This is a genomic window from Flavobacterium sp. 21.1 (genome assembly GCF_057801535.1).
The window spans coordinates 61,705-81,966 of record NZ_JBYNXA010000006.1 but is presented as its reverse complement, the minus strand read 5'-3'; the positions used below and the strand labels follow the sequence as shown (position 1 = coordinate 81,966).

17 protein-coding genes and 2 tRNA genes are annotated in these 20,262 nt (G+C 40.9%); 5 read left to right on the top strand and 14 right to left on the bottom strand.

Features of this window, described 5'->3' with window-relative positions:
- Positions 1-25 precede the first annotated feature (25 nt).
- Positions 26-670 (bottom strand): hypothetical protein, encoded by a 645-nt coding sequence (locus tag AC3E9U_RS14990; protein ID WP_488747738.1) that lies wholly within the window; start codon positions 668-670, stop codon positions 26-28.
- Between the two features lie 165 nt (positions 671-835).
- Between AC3E9U_RS14990 and AC3E9U_RS14985 the strand changes: the two genes are divergently transcribed.
- Positions 836-1,780 (top strand): L-threonine 3-dehydrogenase, encoded by a 945-nt coding sequence (locus AC3E9U_RS14985; RefSeq protein ID WP_488747737.1) that lies wholly within the window; start codon positions 836-838, stop codon positions 1,778-1,780.
- A 67-nt stretch (positions 1,781-1,847) separates the two neighbouring features.
- On the opposite strand, the gene AC3E9U_RS14980 is transcribed toward AC3E9U_RS14985, so the two are convergent.
- From AC3E9U_RS14980 to AC3E9U_RS14940, 9 genes are all read right to left on the bottom strand, one after another.
- The gene (locus AC3E9U_RS14980) at positions 1,848-2,432 is read right to left on the bottom strand and encodes a globin family protein (protein ID WP_488747736.1); all 585 of its coding nucleotides are present in this window, start codon (positions 2,430-2,432) and stop codon (positions 1,848-1,850) included.
- 17 nt (positions 2,433-2,449) lie between these two features.
- Positions 2,450-2,887, bottom strand: coding sequence for a hypothetical protein (locus AC3E9U_RS14975; RefSeq protein ID WP_488747735.1), 438 nt, complete (start codon positions 2,885-2,887; stop codon positions 2,450-2,452).
- A gap of 121 nt (positions 2,888-3,008) precedes the next feature.
- A complete protein-coding gene (locus tag AC3E9U_RS14970; RefSeq protein ID WP_488747734.1) occupies positions 3,009-3,512 on the bottom strand; it encodes a nuclear transport factor 2 family protein in 504 nt (167 codons plus the stop codon).
- A gap of 107 nt (positions 3,513-3,619) precedes the next feature.
- The gene (locus tag AC3E9U_RS14965; RefSeq protein WP_488747733.1) at positions 3,620-4,909 is read right to left on the bottom strand and encodes an NAD-dependent succinate-semialdehyde dehydrogenase; all 1,290 of its coding nucleotides are present in this window, start codon (positions 4,907-4,909) and stop codon (positions 3,620-3,622) included.
- A 301-nt stretch (positions 4,910-5,210) separates the two neighbouring features.
- Positions 5,211-7,940 (bottom strand): T9SS type A sorting domain-containing protein, encoded by a 2,730-nt coding sequence (locus AC3E9U_RS14960; protein ID WP_488747732.1) that lies wholly within the window; start codon positions 7,938-7,940, stop codon positions 5,211-5,213.
- 260 nt (positions 7,941-8,200) lie between these two features.
- On the bottom strand, positions 8,201-8,392 hold the full coding sequence (locus tag AC3E9U_RS14955; protein WP_488747731.1) for a DUF6132 family protein: 192 nt from the start codon (positions 8,390-8,392) through the stop codon (positions 8,201-8,203).
- Positions 8,385-8,597: a YgaP family membrane protein gene (locus AC3E9U_RS14950; RefSeq protein ID WP_488747730.1), complete on the bottom strand. Its 213-nt coding sequence runs from the start codon at positions 8,595-8,597 to the stop codon at positions 8,385-8,387. The genes AC3E9U_RS14955 and AC3E9U_RS14950 overlap by 8 nt, the downstream gene beginning before the upstream one ends.
- Before the next feature lie 53 nt (positions 8,598-8,650).
- Complete coding sequence (trxA, locus tag AC3E9U_RS14945; RefSeq protein WP_488747729.1) at positions 8,651-8,947, bottom strand: thioredoxin; 297 nt, start codon at positions 8,945-8,947, stop codon at positions 8,651-8,653.
- Positions 8,948-9,243: 296 nt separating this feature from the next.
- Positions 9,244-12,576, bottom strand: a complete 3,333-nt coding sequence (locus AC3E9U_RS14940; RefSeq protein WP_488747728.1) for a T9SS type A sorting domain-containing protein — start codon at positions 12,574-12,576, stop codon at positions 9,244-9,246.
- Positions 12,577-13,068: 492 nt separating this feature from the next.
- On the opposite strand from AC3E9U_RS14940, the gene AC3E9U_RS14935 reads away from it, so the two are divergent.
- The 4 genes from AC3E9U_RS14935 (at position 13,069) to AC3E9U_RS14920 (ending at position 15,838) form a co-directional block, all read left to right on the top strand.
- Positions 13,069-13,233: a DUF5670 family protein gene (locus AC3E9U_RS14935; RefSeq protein ID WP_488747727.1), complete on the top strand. Its 165-nt coding sequence runs from the start codon at positions 13,069-13,071 to the stop codon at positions 13,231-13,233.
- 70 nt (positions 13,234-13,303) lie between these two features.
- Positions 13,304-13,735: a CsbD family protein gene (locus tag AC3E9U_RS14930; RefSeq protein ID WP_488747726.1), complete on the top strand. Its 432-nt coding sequence runs from the start codon at positions 13,304-13,306 to the stop codon at positions 13,733-13,735.
- Positions 13,736-14,350: 615 nt separating this feature from the next.
- Positions 14,351-15,466: a DEAD/DEAH box helicase gene (locus AC3E9U_RS14925; RefSeq protein ID WP_488747725.1), complete on the top strand. Its 1,116-nt coding sequence runs from the start codon at positions 14,351-14,353 to the stop codon at positions 15,464-15,466.
- Positions 15,467-15,589: 123 nt separating this feature from the next.
- Positions 15,590-15,838: a hypothetical protein gene (locus AC3E9U_RS14920; RefSeq protein WP_488747724.1), complete on the top strand. Its 249-nt coding sequence runs from the start codon at positions 15,590-15,592 to the stop codon at positions 15,836-15,838.
- A gap of 446 nt (positions 15,839-16,284) precedes the next feature.
- Here AC3E9U_RS14920 and AC3E9U_RS14915 read toward each other — a convergent pair.
- The 4 genes from AC3E9U_RS14915 to AC3E9U_RS14900 all read right to left on the bottom strand — a co-directional run bounded on the left by AC3E9U_RS14915 (position 16,285) and on the right by AC3E9U_RS14900 (position 20,167).
- Positions 16,285-16,358 (bottom strand) — tRNA-Asn (locus AC3E9U_RS14915).
- 67 nt (positions 16,359-16,425) lie between these two features.
- Positions 16,426-16,499 (bottom strand) — tRNA-Asn (locus AC3E9U_RS14910).
- A 72-nt stretch (positions 16,500-16,571) separates the two neighbouring features.
- The gene (locus AC3E9U_RS14905) at positions 16,572-18,164 is read right to left on the bottom strand and encodes a site-2 protease family protein (protein WP_488747723.1); all 1,593 of its coding nucleotides are present in this window, start codon (positions 18,162-18,164) and stop codon (positions 16,572-16,574) included.
- A 77-nt stretch (positions 18,165-18,241) separates the two neighbouring features.
- Positions 18,242-20,167 (bottom strand): M1 family metallopeptidase, encoded by a 1,926-nt coding sequence (locus AC3E9U_RS14900; RefSeq protein ID WP_488747722.1) that lies wholly within the window; start codon positions 20,165-20,167, stop codon positions 18,242-18,244.
- Positions 20,168-20,262 lie beyond the last annotated feature (95 nt).

Genomic DNA, 20,262 nt, shown 5'->3' with positions numbered 1-20,262 from the left:
ATGTCGTTTTTCAAAAGGAAATGAATTAACGGTTTAACGGACCTTTTTTGTTGCCCGGCGGCGTTTGTTTTTTAGCAGCTTCTTCATCTTTCGGCTCCTGAACCTCACGACGTGCGTGACGTGCGGTGTCCAAGGCCTGAAGCATAATCATTTCACCTTCTTCTTTCGGGATCTCACTTTTTACGATGATTTCGTTCATTTGGTTCTGGATGGAAATCACTTCTGTCGAAATGTCCTTTATCAACGGCAGTACTTTTTCCATGGGGATGTATTCCAAAGTGATGTAGGTTTCCAGTGATTTCAGCTTAGTGTTCAAGGTTGAAATCCTGCTTTTCACGGCCGGTTTGCTGAATAGTGCCGGAATGTTTTGGGACAGCACGTTTCCTTTTAGGGTTAAGGCTTTTGATTTTAATCGGAAGGCGTTCAGTGAACTTTTCGGTTTTTGCTGCAGCTCCTGATTAAAGAAACGCCATTCCTGCCACCTGTTGATGTGTGCCTGCACTTTCGGGGTTACCGGCGGAATGTTGAAATTCCAGTTTTTGTTGAGCACGGCAAATACCGAATCGTTATGTTTTGCCGCTTTATCACTGTCGGCTAAACGATCCTGTTTATTTTGGCAGGAAAAAATAAGCAACGAGAATAAAAGCAGTAGCGACGACTTGATCTTCATAATAAAAGTTTAGAAAGCAAATTTACAAATGTTATTCAAAACTCCTTTTTTTCAGGGAAATATGTTAACTAAAATCCGGTTTTTTGTGAATTGAAAATTTTCAGAATGAAATTGAATTTTAAATTTTAGCAAAAGAGTATCTTTGTAGACATTAAATAAACACAGATGAGTACGAAAATTTTAATCATTGGCGCTTGCGGACAGATTGGTACCGAACTGACTGCAAAATTGAGAGCAACCTACGGAGTTGATAATGTAATAGCTTCGGACATCCGAAAAATGGATAACGATGTGGTGCATAACGGAATTTTTGAAGTTGTTAATGCCCTTGATTATAATCAGATAGAGCATCTTGTGGAGAAATACCAGATTACCGATGTGTATCTTATGGCCGCTTTGCTTTCGGCTACGGCGGAAAAGAACCCTGCTTTTGCGTGGGATCTGAATATGAACTCGTTGTTCCACGTGCTTAATCTGGCGAAAGACGGAAAAATCCAGAAGATCTTCTGGCCGTCAAGTATCGCGGTTTTCGGACCTACAACACCAAGAAACAGTACACCTCAGTACACCGTTATGGAACCTGCTACGGTTTATGGGATCTCGAAACAGTCGGGTGAGCGTTGGTGCGAGTATTACAATAAAAAATACGGGGTTGATGTAAGAAGTATCCGTTATCCGGGGCTTATTTCATGGACTACACTTCCTGGTGGGGGAACTACGGATTATGCCGTGGATATCTACTACAAAGCTTTGGAGGATAAAAAATTCACTTGTTTCCTTTCTGAAAATACAGCTTTGCCGATGATGTATATGGATGATGCTATTAAAGCGACGATCAGTATCATGCAAGCGCCGGCTGAGAAAATTAAGATCCGTTCTTCTTACAACTTATCGGCAGTAAGTTTTACACCGAAAGAAATTGCGGAATCCATCAAGAAGCACATTCCTGAATTCACTATCGATTATGCGCCGGATTTCCGTCAGGCGATTGCGGACAGCTGGCCGGCGAGTATCGATGATTCTTTTGCAAGAAAGGATTGGGGTTGGCAACATGATTTTGATATGGAGCGCATGACCTCGGTAATGTTGGAGAATTTAGCCAAGAAATAATAAACAAGTTCAATAAAAAACGCTACCCGTTCAGGTAGCGTTTTTTATTGAACATAATATCAGATTTTTATTGTACTATCTGAGTTCTCAAGGATTCCAAAACAGCTACAACATCGTTAATTATAACCGGATCGGTTACGCCATTTAAACCGGCAGCGGTACCCACATAGCCAATAAATTTGTCATAATCTGCATTTGTTGAAGCCGCGCCCATTCTCGGATTCATGGTAGGGTTGTGAGCCGTTGTCATGCTTAAGCCGGTATAGGTATTGGTTGCTCCACCGCCGGTATTTGCAGAAAAGAAATCGGTTAAATTATCACTCAGAACGGCAACGTTGGTCGTGTTTCCGCTCGATACCTCAGCAACCAGCGGTGCGAAATGCGCACCAAAATTTCCTTCCGAACCCGAAACGATATCAGCAACAATTAAGGTAATGGTGCTGTCCACTACCGAACGGTAACTCAAACGTCCTTGTTCAATCATTTGTCCCGGATTGTTAGGGTCAGCTACCATAGTGGTACCACCCAGCTTCTGGTAGAGTGTTTTTTCCGTTGGGGTCATTGCGGTGTCGTCATTGTCATCACATGATGTGAAGAACACTGCAGTTCCCGCGAACACTACTAAAAGCGCAATTTTAGTTAACTTTTTCATAAGAATTGATTTATTGGTTAATTGAAAATTCGTTGGATGCCTCTGGAAAACTTGTAGCTGAAACTGTTGGTATTCATTGCGGGGCAGACTTTTTTAGAGGCCATGGTTTCGGACAATACGTAACGTTGGGCCTTATAGTTCCCTTTGGCTATTAATTGGGTATAGACTTGTTCGGAATTGGTAATTCGGTTGTCGTGGAAATAAACCAACACGCCTGTTTCTGGGTTTAAACGGTCGTTTTTTACACCAGGAATGGATTTTAAATTGCGGTGAATTTCTTTTGCCTTGAGGGAGTCTATGGGTTCTTTAAAGTCGATACGACTGATTTGCAGGGTTGCATTGTCATAGACCACCGGTTTGGCTGTGGCGATATGAAGTATCAATACAACAAAAAGAAGTGCAGTTGTTCCGAGGATACTGCCCGCTATCCATTTTATGGTTTTGCCGATTTTCATAATCTTTCTTTTTTGTGTTCGTAACAATTATCTACGAGAAAAAAGAAAGGTTGGTTTCGTGATTTGTAAAAGAATGTGGAAATAAAAAAAACCTGCTCTTTCGGAACAGGTTTCAGGGTTGTTATTTTTTGATTTTTTGAAGTTGCTCGTCTTCAATCTTTTCTATGACTTTAATAACTTCCTTAGTATTATCATTGGGAACTGTCATTGAAAGTACGTAGTGTTTTATTTTCCACACTTTTCCTTCTTTCACCATAACGCCCGAACCGCGACAGATTTTCATCCAAGTGTCCAACAATTCATCAAACCACGCTATTTTTCCTGATGGATCCATGTAGATGTGACGTTCAACAGGTTTAAAGTCCCACGCACGGCCTTTGTCGAAATACGGTTTGGCAAAATCAATAAATTGTTTTTTGTTCCAGTTTTCTGTGGCATCCGTACCAATGAAGATGGACTCGTCTGACATGGCGCCGAAATACTTGTCGAAGTTTCCTTCCGCAGCATCCTTATGCCAGTTGTCTAATACAACGGTGATTGCCTTTTTTTCGGTTTCTTGTTTTTGCGCCGTGGTTTTAACAGAAATCAGCATGATCGCTGATAGTAAAAAGAATAATTTTCTCATAAAGGGTTGTTTGTTTGAACATGCAATTTAGGAAAAGTTTTTAGATCCCTTTCCCCGAAAGCGGGTGTACTGCGGAGTTTCACATTTTTTCTTTTTTTGATGAGAATTTAGGAAGTCTTGATCACCACCGTCTTTATATTTACAAATTCTTTGATCCCTTCCTCGGAAAGTTCTCTTCCATAACCTGATTTTTTCACGCCGCCGAAAGGCAAACGCGGGTCGGATTTAACCATTTCGTTGATGAAAACAGCGCCTTCATGAAATTCGTGAATATGTTTTCTGATGGAAGCGATGTCTTGGGTGAAAATGCTGACGCCTAAACCGTACTCCGATTGGTTGCTGATGCTGATGGCGTCTTCGAGGGTTTCAAAGGAAATCAAAGCGGCTACGGGTCCGAATGTCTCTTCTTTAAATACTGGCATTTCGGTGGAAACATTGGTTAGTATGGTCGGTTCGTAAAACGCCTCTTTTCGATTTCCGCCCAGCACTATTTTAGCGCCCATCGTAACGGATTGGTTGACTTGTTTTTCAAGATCTTCGGCTAAATCAACACGGGCCAATGCTCCGATTTGTGTTTCGGGGTTCATCGGGTCGCCTGTTTTGAGCAGGCTCACGGCTTGTTTGTATTTTTCGGTAAAAAGATCAAAAATATCCTGTTGGATCAGGAAGCGTTTGGCTGCAATACAGCTTTGTCCGGTGTTTTGCATACGAGCGTTTACAGCTACAGCAACTGCAGTATCGAGATCGGCGTCTTTATAAACGATGAAAGCATTGCTGCCTCCGAGTTCCAGTAAGGATTTTTTCAGATGTTTACCTGCGAGGGACGCTACGGAACTTCCTGCGGCTTCACTTCCGGTAAGGGAAACACCTTTAATTTCAGGATGCGCTATGACTTCTGCCACTTTATCGCTGGTGATATGCAGGTTTTGATATATGCCGATAGGTAAACCACTCGCTACAAATAAAGCTTCGATGCTTTCTGCGGACTGCGGAACATTGCTTGCGTGTTTGACCAGCACCACATTTCCCGCAAGTATGGACGGAATTGCGAATCGGAAGACCTGCCAGAAAGGGAAATTCCAAGGCATGACACCTAATAGTACTCCTAAAGGTTCGTAGCTTATGAAATTTTCGTGACCTTCTGTTTTGACGTATTTGGGCTGCAGAAAATCGGCTGCATTTTTACAGTAATAATCGCAAAGTACACCGCATTTGTCTATTTCGGCAAGGGCTTGTGTGATAGGTTTGGCCATTTCCTGCGTCATTAGGGAAGCATAATGTTCGCGATTTTTTTGCAGTGTATTTCTAAGATTTTGAATATGTACGACACGCTCTTCGATAGCGATACGCTTCCAATAAAGGAAAGCTTCTTCGGCGGTGTTTATCTTTGTTTGCATGACTTTATCGTTGTGAAGAGTAAAGTTACGTTTTTTGGAGAAAAAACAGAATTTGTTTCTCTAAACAGGGGTTTTTTTATTGCTGGGCTTTACTCGGCTTATATACGGCTTTGGTACGGCTTAAGTATGGAGTATTGTGAGAGAAAAATTTCAATGCAGGTAAAGATAGCTTTTGGGTTTTTCAAATCGATTTAGCATAGTTTGGAAATGACTTTATGAAATCTGATTGGCGCATTTAATGCAAAAAAAACATTGGCAAACTGTAATTGCCAATGTTTTGAGGATTTAATATTTTATTGATTTACTTTTTTATCACTTTCCGTGTTTTGGTTTCTTTACCTTGCCTTATTGTAACATTGTAAATCCCCGAAGGATATTGTTTACCGATTTGAAGTTTAGAGGCTTCACTCGGTTTAAACTCATGTTGTTCGAGTTGTCTTCCGATCATGTCATACACCGTTACCAGTATTGTTTCTTCATTTTGAGTTGGTATGTCTAAGGTGAAGTACTCAACGTATGGATTTGGAATTACCATTGCATTGCCAATTGTAAAGTCCGGTTGTGCAGTGCTTAGGGTTACTGTTATGGTAATGGAAGCGCAGGTCGTGGTGTTGTATGGGCCTTCCGCAAGAACATAATAGGTAGTGGTTTCGGTAGGTGAAATGGTCAATGTGACGCCGGTTCCCACGAATGTGCCACCGCACGAACCAATGTACCACTTATACGCGGCTCCTTCGCCCAAGGAACCGCCCACTTGTGTAAGCGTAACCGATTCTCCGTTATTGATGGTTGTTGTCCCGCTGATTGTTATTGGAGCCGTTGAAATGCTTTGTCCTGTACCATATATCCTTGCTATTCTATTGCGGCCAATGCCATTATAGGATTTGAAAATTCCGCCAATAATGATTTTCCCGTCAAGTTGAGTGGTTACTGAATTAATAGAAGTATCGACGCCTGTGCCTGTGTTAAAAGAACTGTCCAGTGATCCGTCGTTATTCAGACGGGCAATTTTACTTACTGCGGTTCCATTATAGGATGTGAAACCTCCTAAAATGATCATTTTTCCATCAGGTTGCATTGTGATTAAACCAATGTTATTATTCGCTCCTGTCCCCGCATTAAAACTATTGTCTAATGAGCCATCAGCATTTAGGCGTGCAATATGATTACAGGTTGTGTTGTTATAGGAAGTAAAATTCCCTGCGATTATGATTTTGCCAGCGGGCTGCAAGATATTTGCCAATGCAGCATTTGGTCCGGTACCCGGATTAAAAGTGGTGTCTAGCGAACCATCAGCATTAAGGCGTGCGATGCGATTGCAAGATGTGTTATTATATGATGTGAAAAATCCACTGATAATGATTTTTCCATCAGGCTGAAGTGTGGCGCTAATTATTGAGTCATTTGCCCCAGTGCCTGGATTAAAGGAAGTGTCTACTGAACCGTCATTATTCAGACGAGCAATCGTACCGATATAGCCCGTCATACCCCCATTGATAATTATTTTTCCATCAGGTTGCAGGGTAACGTCTGTTATGGGGTTGCTGTTAGTTGGTCCGTTGCCCGGGTCAAAAGTACTGTCCAATATGCCATTGGAATTCAGGCGGGCAATATATCTTCGTGCTGTGCCATTATAGGATGTAAAAAGACCAATAATAACGATTTTTCCATCAGGCTGTATTGTGGCTTTAAGTATTGAGTTGTTTGCTCCCGAGCCTGGATTAAAGGTGTTGTCTAAGGAGCCTTCGGGATTCAGACGAGCGATACGATTGATCGGCGTGTTATTATAAGACTGAAAACTACCGGCGATAATTATTTTTCGATCAGATTGCAGTGCGATCGTACGAACATCTTGATTGGCACCAGTGCCTGGATTAAAGGTATTATCTACCGAGCCATTGGTGTTTAAGCGAACGATGTATTTGCGTAACGGAGTGTTAAATGATGTAAAATACCCGCTTAGGATAACCTTTCCGTCGGGTTGCACAATGGATGAGCAAATTTTATCGTTTGCCCCTACGCCCGGATCAAAAGTAGTATCTAATAATCCATCGCTATTCAGACGTGCAATACTATTGCTGGTAAAGCCATAGATGGATGTGAAATTTCCTCCAATAATGATTTTTCCGTCGGCTTGTAGGGTAGCAGTTAAGACTTCTGCGTCGAGCAATCCTCCTGAATTAAATGTGGTGTCCAGGGTGCCATCAATATTCAGACGGGCGATTCTATGTCTTGGAATATTGTTATATGCGGTGAAATAACCCGTAATAATGATTTTTCCATCAGGTTGGAGAATAGTGCTCCATACAATAGAATCAGCCCCGGTGCCCGGATTAAATGTGTTGTCTAACGTGCCATTAGCATTCAGCCGCGCAATGAAATTTTTCATTGTACCATTATAGGAGGTAAAAGTTCCACTAATAATGATTTTTCCGTCCGGTTGAAGCGTTATTGAGCTAACTTGATTATCTGTTCCGGTGCCCGGATTAAAAGAAGAGTCTAAGGAGCCGTCAGCGTTAAGACGAGCGATACGATTTCTCGTCGTGCCATTGTAAGATGTGAAAGTGCCTCCAATAAGGATTTTTCCGTCGGGCTGTAGTGTGACGCTACTTATCCAATTGTTAGCTCCAAAACCTGGATTAAAGGAACTGTCTGTTGAACCGTCATTATTCAGGCGGGTAATCCTTATCGGAGTGAAATTTCCCGCAATGATGATTTTTCCATCTGGTTGCAGGGCGATCGAATTTATGTAGTCATTTGCTGGAAAAGCCGGATTAAAGCTGGTGTCCAGAGAACCGTCTGTATTTAAGCGGGCAATTCTATTTCGTGCCGTACTATTATATTGCGTGAAGTTTCCCCCAATAATGATTTTGCCATCTGGTTGGAGGGCAGTAGTTGTTGTATTGGAGCTCGCACCGTCTCCCATTCCAAAACCGGGATCATCAGGATTGAAAGAAAGATCAATAGTTCCAGGCTGGGCATATCCCAACAAGGAGACCAATAGGAAAAATAATAGCGTAATTTTTTTCATAAGCAACGTAGGTTTTAGGACTGTATGGAATAATTTCACAGACAGTAGTATCATTATCGTGATTTCATATGGTAAAAAAAGTCTATTCTTTAATTCAATAGGCTTATTTGTGTATAAAGACCTAATAAAAAAGATAGGAAAAAACTACTTTAGTTTTTTGGCGGCAAAATTAGTTGAAAATTCAAATTGATTTCAGGGAAGGATGTGCTAAAAAACAAATCAGTGTAATTATGTTAAATTGCAATTGTGCTGAAGGTAGTTCAGAGTTTCTTCTTCGAATCAAACATAGAAAGCAAAAGTCCGCCCATAATGCTTCCATAAAGTGTGCTGTTTACCGGACTTGAAGTGATTGCACATGAGCCTTGGCACCCAAAATAAAGATAATAGAAATATCCTCCGATAGCACCTACAGCGCCTCCGACTAACCAAAGGAGTACTGTTTTTTTATTCATCTGTGGATTTTGATTTGGTATTCATGCCCAATAGGGAATATAACGGACAAAAACTGATAAAACTCGTCAGCAAAAAAACGATGCTAAAGCCTAGTGCTACAAAGCCTAATGTGCCGGTGATGGTTTCCGTAGCAACCAATATGGCTAAAATCAGGGCGACTCCGATGCGGATGAATTTGTCGCGTTTTCCCATGTTTGCTTTCATAAGTATTTTGTTTTAACGGTTTTGTTTACTACTTGTTGTACCGGTCAGTTTAGTTATTTGTATCGTTTAATGACATTTACCAAATCATTTTTCGAAAGCAGGCCTGCCTGTCGCCACACTTGTTTCCCTTCTTTGAAGAGCAACATGGTGGGCACGCTGCGAACCTGAAACTGGGCCGCAATCGCCTGATTTTTGTCAATATCTATTTTTATTACCGAGACACCTTCACCCAATTCATCTTTGACTTGTTTTAAAATAGGCGAAAGGGTTTGGCATGGACCGCACCAGGTGGCAAAAAAATCCACCAGCACAGGTTGGTCTTTGTTAATTATATCTGAAAAGCTGCTCATTCCGGTTTAATTTTTATTTCTTTTTTGGGGCACAGCACAACCTCTTGGTCCACATCCGAAGTTAAAGATGGCCTGTACAAGAAAAAAGGCGGCAAATGGCAGGAGAAACCATTCGTGGGTCTGAATAGCTTCATATCCTAAACATAAGGCGAGGCCGAGTCGGAAATAGCGGAGGAAATGCCAGTTCTGAAAAAATTTGTTCATTACTTATTGTTGAATTTGTGTAAAGTTACGAAATCGTAAGACAGGAATTGTAACCGTTGTTACTTTGACGGGTATGGAGGAATGAGTATCAATTAGTTTTTAATCACCTTGTAAGTAGCGGTTTCTTCATCACAGTGCAATTGGATGAAGTACATTCCCCCAGTGACTTCTTCTAATGTTATTTCGAATTCCTGTTGCGCATTAAAATTCCATTTTCGGATAATTTTTCCGGTGAGGTCTGTTACCTGAACTTCTGTTTTTTCATAAGCTATCGGAAGTGCTATCTTAAAAATTCCGGAACTCGGATTGGGATACAGTTTTACGGAACGGGCCAAAGCGGAATCTGTGCTTAGAACCGCTTGGCAGGCAGAAGTACTTCTGCAGCCATTGATCGATATAACTGCTGCATAATTCCCGCTAACTGCAGGAGTGAACGAAGCGTTTGTCGCTCCCGATATTGGTGCGTTATGATTGCTGCAATCTACCCATTGATAGGAATCTGCCGGTGTGTTTGTTGAAAGGGTATTTCCCGATATAGTAACAGCTACTGGTGTTGGACTGCAGTCCTTGTATTTGGCTAAAAACATATCCGAGGAGTTGATGGATGTTAGGTCAAAACTATCATCGGAGAGGTCAAAATCTGTGTTTAGACTGAAAGCGCCGGTGATAATCATTTCATCACTGCTGTTGATCACAATGGAACTGGCGGTTTCATTCATGGCTCCCCCGGTCGATTTGGCCCAAAGATAATTTCCCCCCGAGCTGTATTTAGCTATGAAAAGGTCTCTTCCTCCGGTTGTGGTAAAGGTAGTTGCCGTGTTAGTGGGGTCAAAAATAACGGTGGTTCCCGGGTTTCCATAATTCGTGCCGTAATCGCCGACCATTATCAGATTGCCTGCGTTGTCAGTGGCGATAGAGTTGATATAGGGTATTGAGTTTCCAAGGATTGGTTTGACCCAAAGATAGTTACCGTTGGCGTCGTATTTTACAATAAAGCTCTCAACGCCTCCTGAAGAAGTATGGGTAGCGATGGCGGGCGAAGGATCGAAATCAGCACTTCCGACAAATTTGCCGCTAAGGTATATCTGACCGTTGTTATCTAAGGTAATTGTCTCAAATTCGGCATAATCCAAACCCATAATGCCTTTCACCCATAGGAAATTGCCATTGGTATTGTATTTGGCGAAATACATGGCGTCAAGGCCGCCTGCTTCCAGATTTGCAATAGCCGGTGAGGGGTCAAAATCGACGGTATCGCTAAACGGACCGGTAATATAGATGTCTCCATTGCTGTTTACCCGCATAGCGTTTGCGCTGTCATACCAAGTGCCGCCGATTGCTTTTGCCCATTGATAATTTCCCTCCGAGTTGTATTTGGCGATATAGATGTCATAAAACTGAACTGAAGTGAGGATTGCGTTTGCGGGGGATGGGTCGAAATCTAAAGCTCCTTCAAAATATCCTGAAATATAGATGTTCCCGTTATTGTCTGCCGCTATTGATTTTATCGGGTTGTATCCGATCGTATCGTCATATTTAGGAAGAAGTTTTGCCCATAAGTAATGACCGTCCGCATCATATTTGGCTATGAAAATATCACTCCAGTCGTTTGAAGTTAATGAAGCTGTGTTGTTCGACGGATCAAAATCAATGGTACCAAAGAAATACCCGGCAATATAAACATTGCTGTTTTGATCAACCGTTACGGCGGTCAGCGACATAGTTTCGCTTTGGATTCCGGGAAGCGCTTTGGCCCAAAGGTATTTTCCTGCTGCGTTGTATTTGGCGATGAAAATGTTTTTATCACTGCCTTGTGAGGTTAAGTCGGCATTCAAGGAAGATGGGTCAAAATCAATAGTTTGAGCAAAAGTTCCGGCCACGTATATTGTGCCATTTGGGGCCAAGGCTATTTTGTTTTCGTTTTCAGAAGAGTTGCTTGTCGGATATCCGCCAATTGATCCCGCGTTGACAAATGTGCCATCAGCGGTGTATTTTGCAATAAATACATCAAAAGTTCCGACCGAAGTCAGTCCCTGAACTATTGCTGAAGGATCGAAATCGACTGACTTCTGAAAGTTTCCCGTGCAGTTAATGTTCCCGCCGGCGTCTAGTGCCATGGCGGCAATGGATTCGTTGTCTGGACCGCTTACAGCTTTCGCCCAGAGGTAGTTTCCATTAGGATCGTATTTGGCAATGTAAATATCTTTTTCGCCGGCAGCCGTCAGATTGGCTGTTGCTGGTGAGGGGTCGAAATCAACAGTGTTCTGAAAATTTCCGCAAACATAAATCAGTCCTGCGGAGCCTATTGCTATGTTTTTGAATTCATTAGTGTAGATGTTTTCTACGTTAAGTAAAGCTTTTGCCCAAAGGTAATTCCCGTTTGCATCGTATTTGGCAATAAAGTAATTCTGTGTGCCTGAACCGTTGATAGTATTTATGGCGGCTGATGGATTAAAATCAACGGTGCCTGCAAATAATCCTATACTATGAATTTCTCCGTTTTGCCCCAAAGCAAGCGCAGTTGGACTTACTTGGGCGCCGCTTCCTCCAATGTCTTTTACCCACAGATAATTTCCGTCAGTGTCATACTTAGCGATATAGCCATCAGAGCCTTCTGCGGTCTGTGCAGTGAGGTTTGCTGTGGCGGTAGAGGGATCGAAATCAACAGTGCCACCGAAGGAGCCGGTCAGCACAATTTGGTTGGCTGGAGTGATGATTAGAGCGCTGATTCCTGGATCCGGTGTGTTGCTAAAGATTTTTTTCCACAAGTTGATTCCGTTGGAATTGTATTTTGCGATATAAGAAACTTCTATTCCGGTTCCCGCCAGATAGATATTTCCTAAATTGTCTGAGGCAACAGCTTGGACAGCTTCGTATTTATAGTCATGAATCGCAACGGCCCAAATGTAGTTGCCATTAGGGTCATATTTTGCTACAAAACTGTCAGGTCCGCCGGTGGAGGATAGGATTGCCTGGCCTTGGGAAGGGTCAAAATCAAAATCACTACCCAGTGTGCCCATCAGTATTATGTCGCCGTTGTAATCCAGATGTATAGATATTCCTTCGTCGTAGCCGTAATAGGAATCGGGGCCTCCAATAGTTTTCGCCCACAATAAATTCCCGTTAGGGCCGTATTTGGCAAAGAACACATCGCCAGAATCGTCGCTGTATTGTGAATCCATATAGGTAGCTGTCAGGTTGAAAGTGTTGGGAGAAGGGTCGAAGTCGGCTGTGAGTTGGTACCTTCCGGTGATATAACGATTCCCGGCGACATCGACGGCGATGTCATAACTGTTGATTTCTCCGGTATTTGGGTTGGTATTTCTTGCGCTCAAGGCCCATTGCAACTGAGGGGATGTTTGTCCGTATGTTTTATCGATTATGCCTATTGATAGTAACCAGATAAATAAGTATAAATGTCTCATAATCAATTATTTAACATATAAAGTTACGAAAAATTAATACGCATCAAGTGGTGAAAAATGTTGTAAACACAACAAAATGAGGGAGTTGTGATTTTGTTGTTGGGGATTGGCAGAAATGTTTGTATATGCATCTGATAAAAATTCCTCAAGGATCGACGATACAAAAAGGTTTGACTGTAATGTCGGGACTTAAAAAATTCCCGATACTATTAAATTTTCTGTGTGGTATGCTTAAACCATATGACTAAATTATGGTTAAGCCTAAAGGTTTTGCGGATAAATGATTGAATAATAGTTAATTAAAAGCCATTTTAAAATATTTATCCTTAAAATAGGTGTACCTTTACCACAGAGCATTTTTAGAAGCTCTATTACTTCAATAGATAATCTCCTCTTAGTAGCGTTTAGCTGAAAGTTTTTTGATGGTAAAGATGGAATACATTGGGGAATTCCAATGTTAAAACTGTGGTCAAAATAACTAAAAAAAACAGCATGAAAACTTTTTATAACAGTATAGCAATAACGCTTATAGTACTATGGGGCGTAACCTTTTTTGTTAGTAGCACGGGGTCTTTTATTCATTTGTTGTTACTTCCTATTGCGGCAATTTTAGTTTATGATGTTGTCGAAATCATTAAGCTTTTGAATAGAGCGTAATTTCTAAATTTTGAACATAGCTGATCGTGATAAGTGTCACGAAGTATCAGTAATAATAAACAATTATAAAATGAAAACACTGCACGGCATATTGTCAAAGAAGATATTCTCTGTAACGGAGAACATTCAGGAAAATTTTCCAGGGCTTTATGAGCATTTGGATGAAACGCCCTTTTCATTAAAGACTTTCGACAAGCATGAAATTGAGGATGCTGACCTAATAAATTATTTGCAAGAATTAATTTTCCAAATGAATTGTAGCAAGAAATCCGCCGGGCATTATAATACAAATGAAAATATTATGAACAATTTAAACGACAACTCAGAATCTTTGAATGAAAACTGGGGTGAACAAAAAGAAAAGTTATTGGAAAAGTATTCTGTTTTAAGTGAAGCAGATTTACTGTTTATAGATGGAAAAAAAGAAGAAATGCTTGAAAAAGTTAGAAAACTATTAGGGCTGACAAAAGAAGAATTTCTGTTCATGCTATTCAGATTTTAACTTTTACAGATTGTGTGATTGCAGAAGAGTATCAGTATGACTGGTACTTTTTTTGTTAGTGCAACCTAGTACAAGGTACAACCTTCTGATTTTCAACGTCTTTTTCTCGATGAAATTGATTTTTTTTTGAAGTTTTGTCTAAAAAAAAGGCTTTGCTAAATATATTATGTCTAGCTTTGCCCTCTATTGGTTTTCTGCCGGTGCTTGTTCTGATTTGTAAATTCGTGTACTCTTTCTCTTCAGTTTTGGCGTTTCAGTTGCCGCTTTATTAACTTAAACAAGTTTACATCGTGAACTTCTATACAGAAGGTATGGGTTGCCATGACTTCAGTAATACAATTCCTTGATTTATTTAGTGTTGTGTACTATCAAGGAAGTTTTCCAAAAAAAATAATCAATACCGATTTTCCGATTTGCAAGACCTTAAGCTCAGTATTTTGTTCGGTCTTGAGCTCTAAAAAAGACTTTTTGGTTCTTCACTATATTTTACAATCACACGTAACTAGTATTTTCAGTACTGTTTGATACTTTTTGTCGGTGCGTCAAAGATTCTGATGTGAATTTTGACAATAAAGAAATAATAAAAGCTGGTTATCAGCTACAAAATTTAGAATTATGACATTTAAAAATTTGAATATAATAGCTCCCATATTAAGGGTGTTGGAGCGGGAAAATTATTTTTCTCCCACGCCTATACAAGAGCAGGCTATCCCGTTTATTTTACAAGGTGATGACGTCTTGGGATGCGCACAAACAGGGACAGGAAAAACAGCAGCTTTTGCTGTGCCTATTCTACAGCAACTGGAGCTTCGACAAGCCACAAAGCCCAAATCCGTGAGAGCATTGATACTTACGCCGACAAGGGAATTAGCGATACAGGTAGGAGCCAATTTTTCTTGCTATGGTAGTCATCTTCACCTAAAAAGCACGACTATTTTCGGTGGAGTGTCACAATTGCATCAGGTAAAGGCTTTGAAGGCCGGAACAGATGTGCTTATTGCGACTCCGGGACGTTTGCTTGACTTGATGCGTCAGAACCAGGTTAGTCTTTCACATTTGGAAATTTTTGTGTTGGATGAAGCCGACCGAATGCTTGATATGGGATTTGTGCATGATGTAAAGAAGATCGTGGCATGCCTTCCTGTTGAAAGGCAAACCCTGCTTTTTTCGGCTACTATGCCAAAATCTATACAACAACTTGCCGGTAATCTTTTGAAAAATCCGGTTTATGTTAGTGTTGATCCGGTGTCTTCTGCTTCGCAAGCCGTTGCCCAGTCCGTATATTTCGTTGAAAATGCCGGCAAGGAAGAATTGCTTTCAACCTTGTTAAACGATTCGGGAATTTTGCGTTCTTTGGTTTTTACCCGTACTAAGAGGGGAGCAAATCAGTTAGTGCAAAAGTTGATTAGTAAGGGGATTTTGGCGGCTGCCATACATGGTAATAAATCCCAGAATGCCCGCCAGAAAGCTTTGGCAGATTTCAAGGAAAATGCTTTGCGGGTTCTTGTGGCTACTGATATAGCTGCAAGAGGGGTAGATATTGAGGATTTGCCTCATGTGGTTAATTATGACCTTCCAAACATTCCCGAAACTTATGTGCACAGGATTGGACGAACAGGACGCGGTGGTAAAAGCGGTGTTGCTGTTTCTTTTTGTAGCAGAGAGGAAAAAGCAGAACTTAAAAGTATTGAGAAGTTAATAGGAGTGGCACTTTCCGTTTCTATTGTGTAATACAGGGTTACAGCTGTCTTGTCGAGACCAATTGGATGGTTTAGCAGATAGTGTCATAATACGTTATTGATATCGTGACAACCAGCGAGTGTGAATAATTGTTAAAATTTAAACGACAGAACGATGGCAGATTCATTTTTCAAAAAGGAAAAAAATAAGAAGAGAGTATTAAAAAAGAAATTCAAAGATCAAAAAAAAGAAAACAGGAAAGTTAATAATAACAAGGGGAAAGGATTTGACAGCATGATTGCTTACGTGGATGAAAACGGGCATTTAACGTCAACGCCTCCTGAAATTAAGAAACCTGTTGAAGGGAAAGTGCATTCGCCGAATCCGCCGGCCGGAAGGGGAATGGTAAAGTTAGTCCAATAGGGGTAAGTTTATGCTTTTTGGTTTTGTGATGGTACAAAGTTTAGAATGGGATTGATTCTGGTGCACCACACCGTTTTTGATTTAAATTGGCGCTTGTACAGGAAGTAAAACACGAAATGGTGTTGGTTTTAATAGTAAAAGGCTTCGCAGAAATGCGAAGCCTTTTGTTTTTTAGCTCTTCAATGCTTTAATGTGTTTTGCTGTTTTTTTTGCTTGGGTGATGTTTTACCAATTTATTTTTAAAAATAGTTTTCAATCATCAGTAATTACAACCTGTATATTTTTTGAATGCTCTTTACAGATACAACTAGAACCTTTTATCTAAGGCGGCAGGTTCTCTGATGTATAAGTTCTTTTTTGATGTGAGTAAAGAATGTAAACGGTATTCGTAGCTTGGGTTTTATCTGTATAAAAAAAGCCCGACATTGCTGTCAGGCTTTTGAAAGCTCCCCCTCTTGGGCTCGAACCAAGGACCCTCTGATTAACAGTCAGATGCTCTAACCAACTGAGCTAAGGAGGAAACTGTATTTTTATGTAAAGAACTTTTTTAAAGATATAAAAAGCCACTCTTGCGAATGGCTTTTTTGCTCCCCCTCTTGGGCTCGAACCAAGGACCCTCTGATTAACAGTCAGATGCTCTAACCAACTGAGCTAAGGAGGAAGGTGTGTTACCTTTAATGCGGTGCAAATATAAGCTGAAATTTTATACTCGCAAATAAAAATTTAAAAAATTTTATAAAAGTTTGTCGACTACTAGTTGGTAAATATCCTTTCCAAAGGTTAAGGCCATTAAAGTCAGCAAGATAATCATTCCGAAAGTCTGTACATGACCCATCGCTTTTTCGCTCAAAGTTTTTCCGGTAATCATTTCGGCTATAGTGAAAAGAGCATGACCACCGTCCAATCCCGGGATCGGTAAAAGATTCATGAAGGCTAAACCGATTGAAAATAAAGCCGTGAAATTCCAAATGAATTCCCAGTTCCAGGTATCCGGCAATGCTCTGGCGATACCAACCGGGCTTTTTACGTGTTTGTACGCTTCTGTTTTAGGACGTAAAATCAGTTTGAATTGCTTTACGTTATAGATTAGCAATTGCCAAGATTCTTTTACCGCTTCCGGGAAAGCTTGGGCAATGCTCAGTTTGTTTACGATTTCGTAAGTTGGGGTATCGTTGGATTTTAATCCGAATCCAAGTTTTCCGTTTTTGCCAACATGTGCAGGTAAGTCCATTCTTTGTGAACCTCTTACGATATTTAGTGTTACATCTTTGCCCGCAGCCAGTTTTAATTGCGATTTGAAATCAAAGAAATTCTCATAAACTCTTTTGTTGAATCCTAAGATAACGTCGTTTTTCTCCAATTTTGCTTTTTCAGCTTCAGAGCCAGGAACAATTTCATCAACGGTAGAATTCGCCATATCCATTGATGGTGCGAAGAAAATACTTTCGCCGAATCCGGCTTCTCCGTCTTTGTCCACAGTTAAAGAAAGGGTAACCGGAGCGCTGTTTCTAATAACAGTTACCGGAATAGTGGTGCCTTTATGGTTTTTCAACTCGTCCGTGAACTCATCTAAATAAACAAATGTTTTGTTGTTAACCATCTGTAGTTTATCTCCGGCCATGAATAGGGACGGTTTGTTTTTTTCCGCTGCCACACTGTCGATCATTACTTGTGAAATCAGATTTCTTGCGCCAACAAAACCACGTCCTTCGGTTGCCAGGATTTTTGCTTTGTGTTCGTCGGATAAAACAATGGTTTGCTTTTTGCCGTTTCTTTCGATTTCGATATTATCTCCCAGTAGTGCGTTCAATACTGTACGATTGAAACGTTCTTCGCTAACTCCGTCTACGGAAAGGATTTTATCTCCGTTTTTGAAGCCGGCATTCAACCCGCTTTCGCCAAACATTAATCCGTTTTCCTGAATTTTTTCGGTGGAAACATATTTTTGTCCGTAAGTGGTATAAACTACTGTGTAAAGAAACCAGGCCAGAAGAATATTAACGATTATTCCGCCCAACATGATGATCAGCCTTTGCCAGGCCGGTTTTGAACGGAACTCCCAAGGTTGTGGTTCCTGTTTCATCTGTTCCATGTCCATACTTTCGTCTACCATTCCGGCAAGTTTAACGTAACCACCGATAGGTAGCCATCCGATTCCCCATTCGGTTTCGCCGATTTTTTTCTTAAGTAGAGCGAAACCTGCATCCATGAAAAGGTAGAATTTTTCTACTCTGACCTTGAACATTCTTGCAGTGATATAGTGACCGAATTCGTGTAAAATTACTAATACGGATAATATGAAAAGGATCTGTCCTAATTGTATCATTTTGAAACTTTGAATTTTATTATAAACGACAAAAGTAAGGTTTTCGCCTTACTTTTTATCAAGTTATTTAGGATTGCCTAATTTTTTATAAAATTTTTATGAATTACACCCTCAGAGGTGGTGATCTTAACGATATGAACGCCGTTGGACAGTTGATTTACGCTGAATTCCGCATTAGTTTCGGTGGCTACTAATTGGCCAAGTGCGTTGTATATTTCTGCTTTTTGTAGTTGAATGGCAGTTGGCAATTGAATCGTTACGCGATCGTTTGACGGGTTAGGATATAAACTGATAAGCTGATTGAGTTCAAACGATTCATTCCCTAGCGTGGCAGTGCTGTTTTTGGAAATGATATGTTTGTTGGGGTCAAACAGAATTCCCGTTGGAGCGAAAGGTACCGAAACCACAAATTGTTGTCCGTTACTGGTGTTATCTAGAACAGTATCATAAGTTAAACCGCCTGCACCTGTGAAACGGATAGGAACCGGCGCTTCGAAAAACGGAACAGAAATATGTGAACTGCTCTGGTTAAGCGTAACACGCACCTGATTGCCTCCTAAGGCCTGGGCATTTACAGTATAGGTGGGATAGCCTTGCATGTAGATCCAATCATTGAAGAATTCGGTTAGATTCATACCCGAAACTGCTTCCAAATGCGTTTTTAGCTGAGGCGTGGTTGCGTAGCCATAAGCCAGAGCGGGATCATTTAGATAGTTGCGAAGTCCCTGAAAAAAGTTGGCATCGCCCAGTTTGTGTCGCAGCATATGGGTTACCATGGAACCTTTGTCGTATGAAATTCTCGAACTGAAAATGGTGTTTACATTTTGAGCCTGAGTATCCGATAAATACAGGTTACCACCAGCCAGTGATGTAATATTGTTTATTTTGCCCGACTTCCAGGATACAAAGCTGGAAGCGCCGTCGAAATTTTCAACAACTAATCCCGACATGTATTCCGTAATCCCTTCATTGAGCCAAATGTCTTTCCAGGTTCCGCAAGTAACTTTATCTCCGAACCACTGGTGCGCCATTTCGTGAGCAATAAGGCTTCTTCCGAAATTGTACATAAAGGAAACAGTAGTGTGTTCCATTCCGCCGCCCCAACCGAATTGGGCATGACCGTATTTTTCATTACGGAACGGGTAAGGTCCGATCAAAGATTCGTATAAATTTAAAATTAAAGGGGTCTGATCGATCTGTGTTCTAGTTGAAGCCGTATTGTTCTCTGCATAAATATAATTTACCACCGGGTAATAAGGGCTGGCCGCCGTGCCTAATCCTGCCTGTTGGGTGTAAATCTGATAGTTGGTCACCGCCATACAAATTAGGTAGGCCGGAATGGGATAACCGTGGTGGAAGTGCGTGGTTTTATTTGCGCCGTTGATTGTTTGTGATTGTTCCAATCCGTTAGCAACGCTTACATATGAGGAAGGCGCCGTAATAAAAACATCGATGCTGTCCACTTTATCATTTAAGTCTTGTTTGCAAGGCCACCAGTCTCTCGCGCCAAAAGGCTCCGATAAGGTGTACAAAACCGGGCTGCCGTTATGTGTGCTGGTGGTAAAAGCCTGTTCTCCACTTGCAGGTGCTCCTGAATACGTGATTTTTACTGTTGCTGAATTGCCTGTCGTTAATGTGGAAGGAAGTGTTATGACCAATTCGTTATTGGCGTTTTGGGTAAATGTCAGGTTTGTTAAGCCTTGCTTTACACTGCTTACCGTTAACTGATTCGTCAGATCGAAAGTTACCGACGACATATCCGACAATGCTGTAAAGGTCGTTGTAACTACCCCTGAAATAGTATATACGGCCGGATCAACCGTGAATTCCAGTTTGTGATAAGTGATGTTGTAATTCTGGGTATTCGGATTGACTCTGAAATCCATTCTTCTTGCAGCCGATTTCATTTCAGCTTCAATCATTCGATGGTAGTCTTCGTCATGGGTCTGCGAAAAACCTATATAGGTTAGGAGTAATGCAAAAAGCAGGGCAAACTTTTTCATATTTCTTAAAAATTTTCCCAAATATAAAAATTATTATAACATAAGCATCTTATTTTGTGTCTTTTACAACATTATGTTTTTCTTTTTTTGTGATG

What these genes read in the sequence shown, in the direction of transcription:
- AC3E9U_RS14990 (WP_488747738.1), bottom strand. Translation starts at nt 670, where the DNA reads ATGAAGATCAAGTCGTCGCTACTGCTTTTATTCTCGTTGCTTATTTTT.
- AC3E9U_RS14985 (WP_488747737.1), top strand. Translation starts at nt 836, where the DNA reads ATGAGTACGAAAATTTTAATCATTGGCGCTTGCGGACAGATTGGTACC.
- AC3E9U_RS14980 (WP_488747736.1), bottom strand. Translation starts at nt 2,432, where the DNA reads ATGAAAAAGTTAACTAAAATTGCGCTTTTAGTAGTGTTCGCGGGAACT.
- AC3E9U_RS14975 (WP_488747735.1), bottom strand. Translation starts at nt 2,887, where the DNA reads ATGAAAATCGGCAAAACCATAAAATGGATAGCGGGCAGTATCCTCGGA.
- AC3E9U_RS14970 (WP_488747734.1), bottom strand. Translation starts at nt 3,512, where the DNA reads ATGAGAAAATTATTCTTTTTACTATCAGCGATCATGCTGATTTCTGTT.
- AC3E9U_RS14965 (WP_488747733.1), bottom strand. Translation starts at nt 4,909, where the DNA reads ATGCAAACAAAGATAAACACCGCCGAAGAAGCTTTCCTTTATTGGAAG.
- AC3E9U_RS14960 (WP_488747732.1), bottom strand. Translation starts at nt 7,940, where the DNA reads ATGAAAAAAATTACGCTATTATTTTTCCTATTGGTCTCCTTGTTGGGA.
- AC3E9U_RS14955 (WP_488747731.1), bottom strand. Translation starts at nt 8,392, where the DNA reads ATGAATAAAAAAACAGTACTCCTTTGGTTAGTCGGAGGCGCTGTAGGT.
- AC3E9U_RS14950 (WP_488747730.1), bottom strand. Translation starts at nt 8,597, where the DNA reads ATGAAAGCAAACATGGGAAAACGCGACAAATTCATCCGCATCGGAGTC.
- trxA (WP_488747729.1), bottom strand. Translation starts at nt 8,947, where the DNA reads ATGAGCAGCTTTTCAGATATAATTAACAAAGACCAACCTGTGCTGGTG.
- AC3E9U_RS14940 (WP_488747728.1), bottom strand. Translation starts at nt 12,576, where the DNA reads ATGAGACATTTATACTTATTTATCTGGTTACTATCAATAGGCATAATC.
- AC3E9U_RS14935 (WP_488747727.1), top strand. Translation starts at nt 13,069, where the DNA reads ATGAAAACTTTTTATAACAGTATAGCAATAACGCTTATAGTACTATGG.
- AC3E9U_RS14930 (WP_488747726.1), top strand. Translation starts at nt 13,304, where the DNA reads ATGAAAACACTGCACGGCATATTGTCAAAGAAGATATTCTCTGTAACG.
- AC3E9U_RS14925 (WP_488747725.1), top strand. Translation starts at nt 14,351, where the DNA reads ATGACATTTAAAAATTTGAATATAATAGCTCCCATATTAAGGGTGTTG.
- AC3E9U_RS14920 (WP_488747724.1), top strand. Translation starts at nt 15,590, where the DNA reads ATGGCAGATTCATTTTTCAAAAAGGAAAAAAATAAGAAGAGAGTATTA.
- AC3E9U_RS14905 (WP_488747723.1), bottom strand. Translation starts at nt 18,164, where the DNA reads ATGATACAATTAGGACAGATCCTTTTCATATTATCCGTATTAGTAATT.
- AC3E9U_RS14900 (WP_488747722.1), bottom strand. Translation starts at nt 20,167, where the DNA reads ATGAAAAAGTTTGCCCTGCTTTTTGCATTACTCCTAACCTATATAGGT.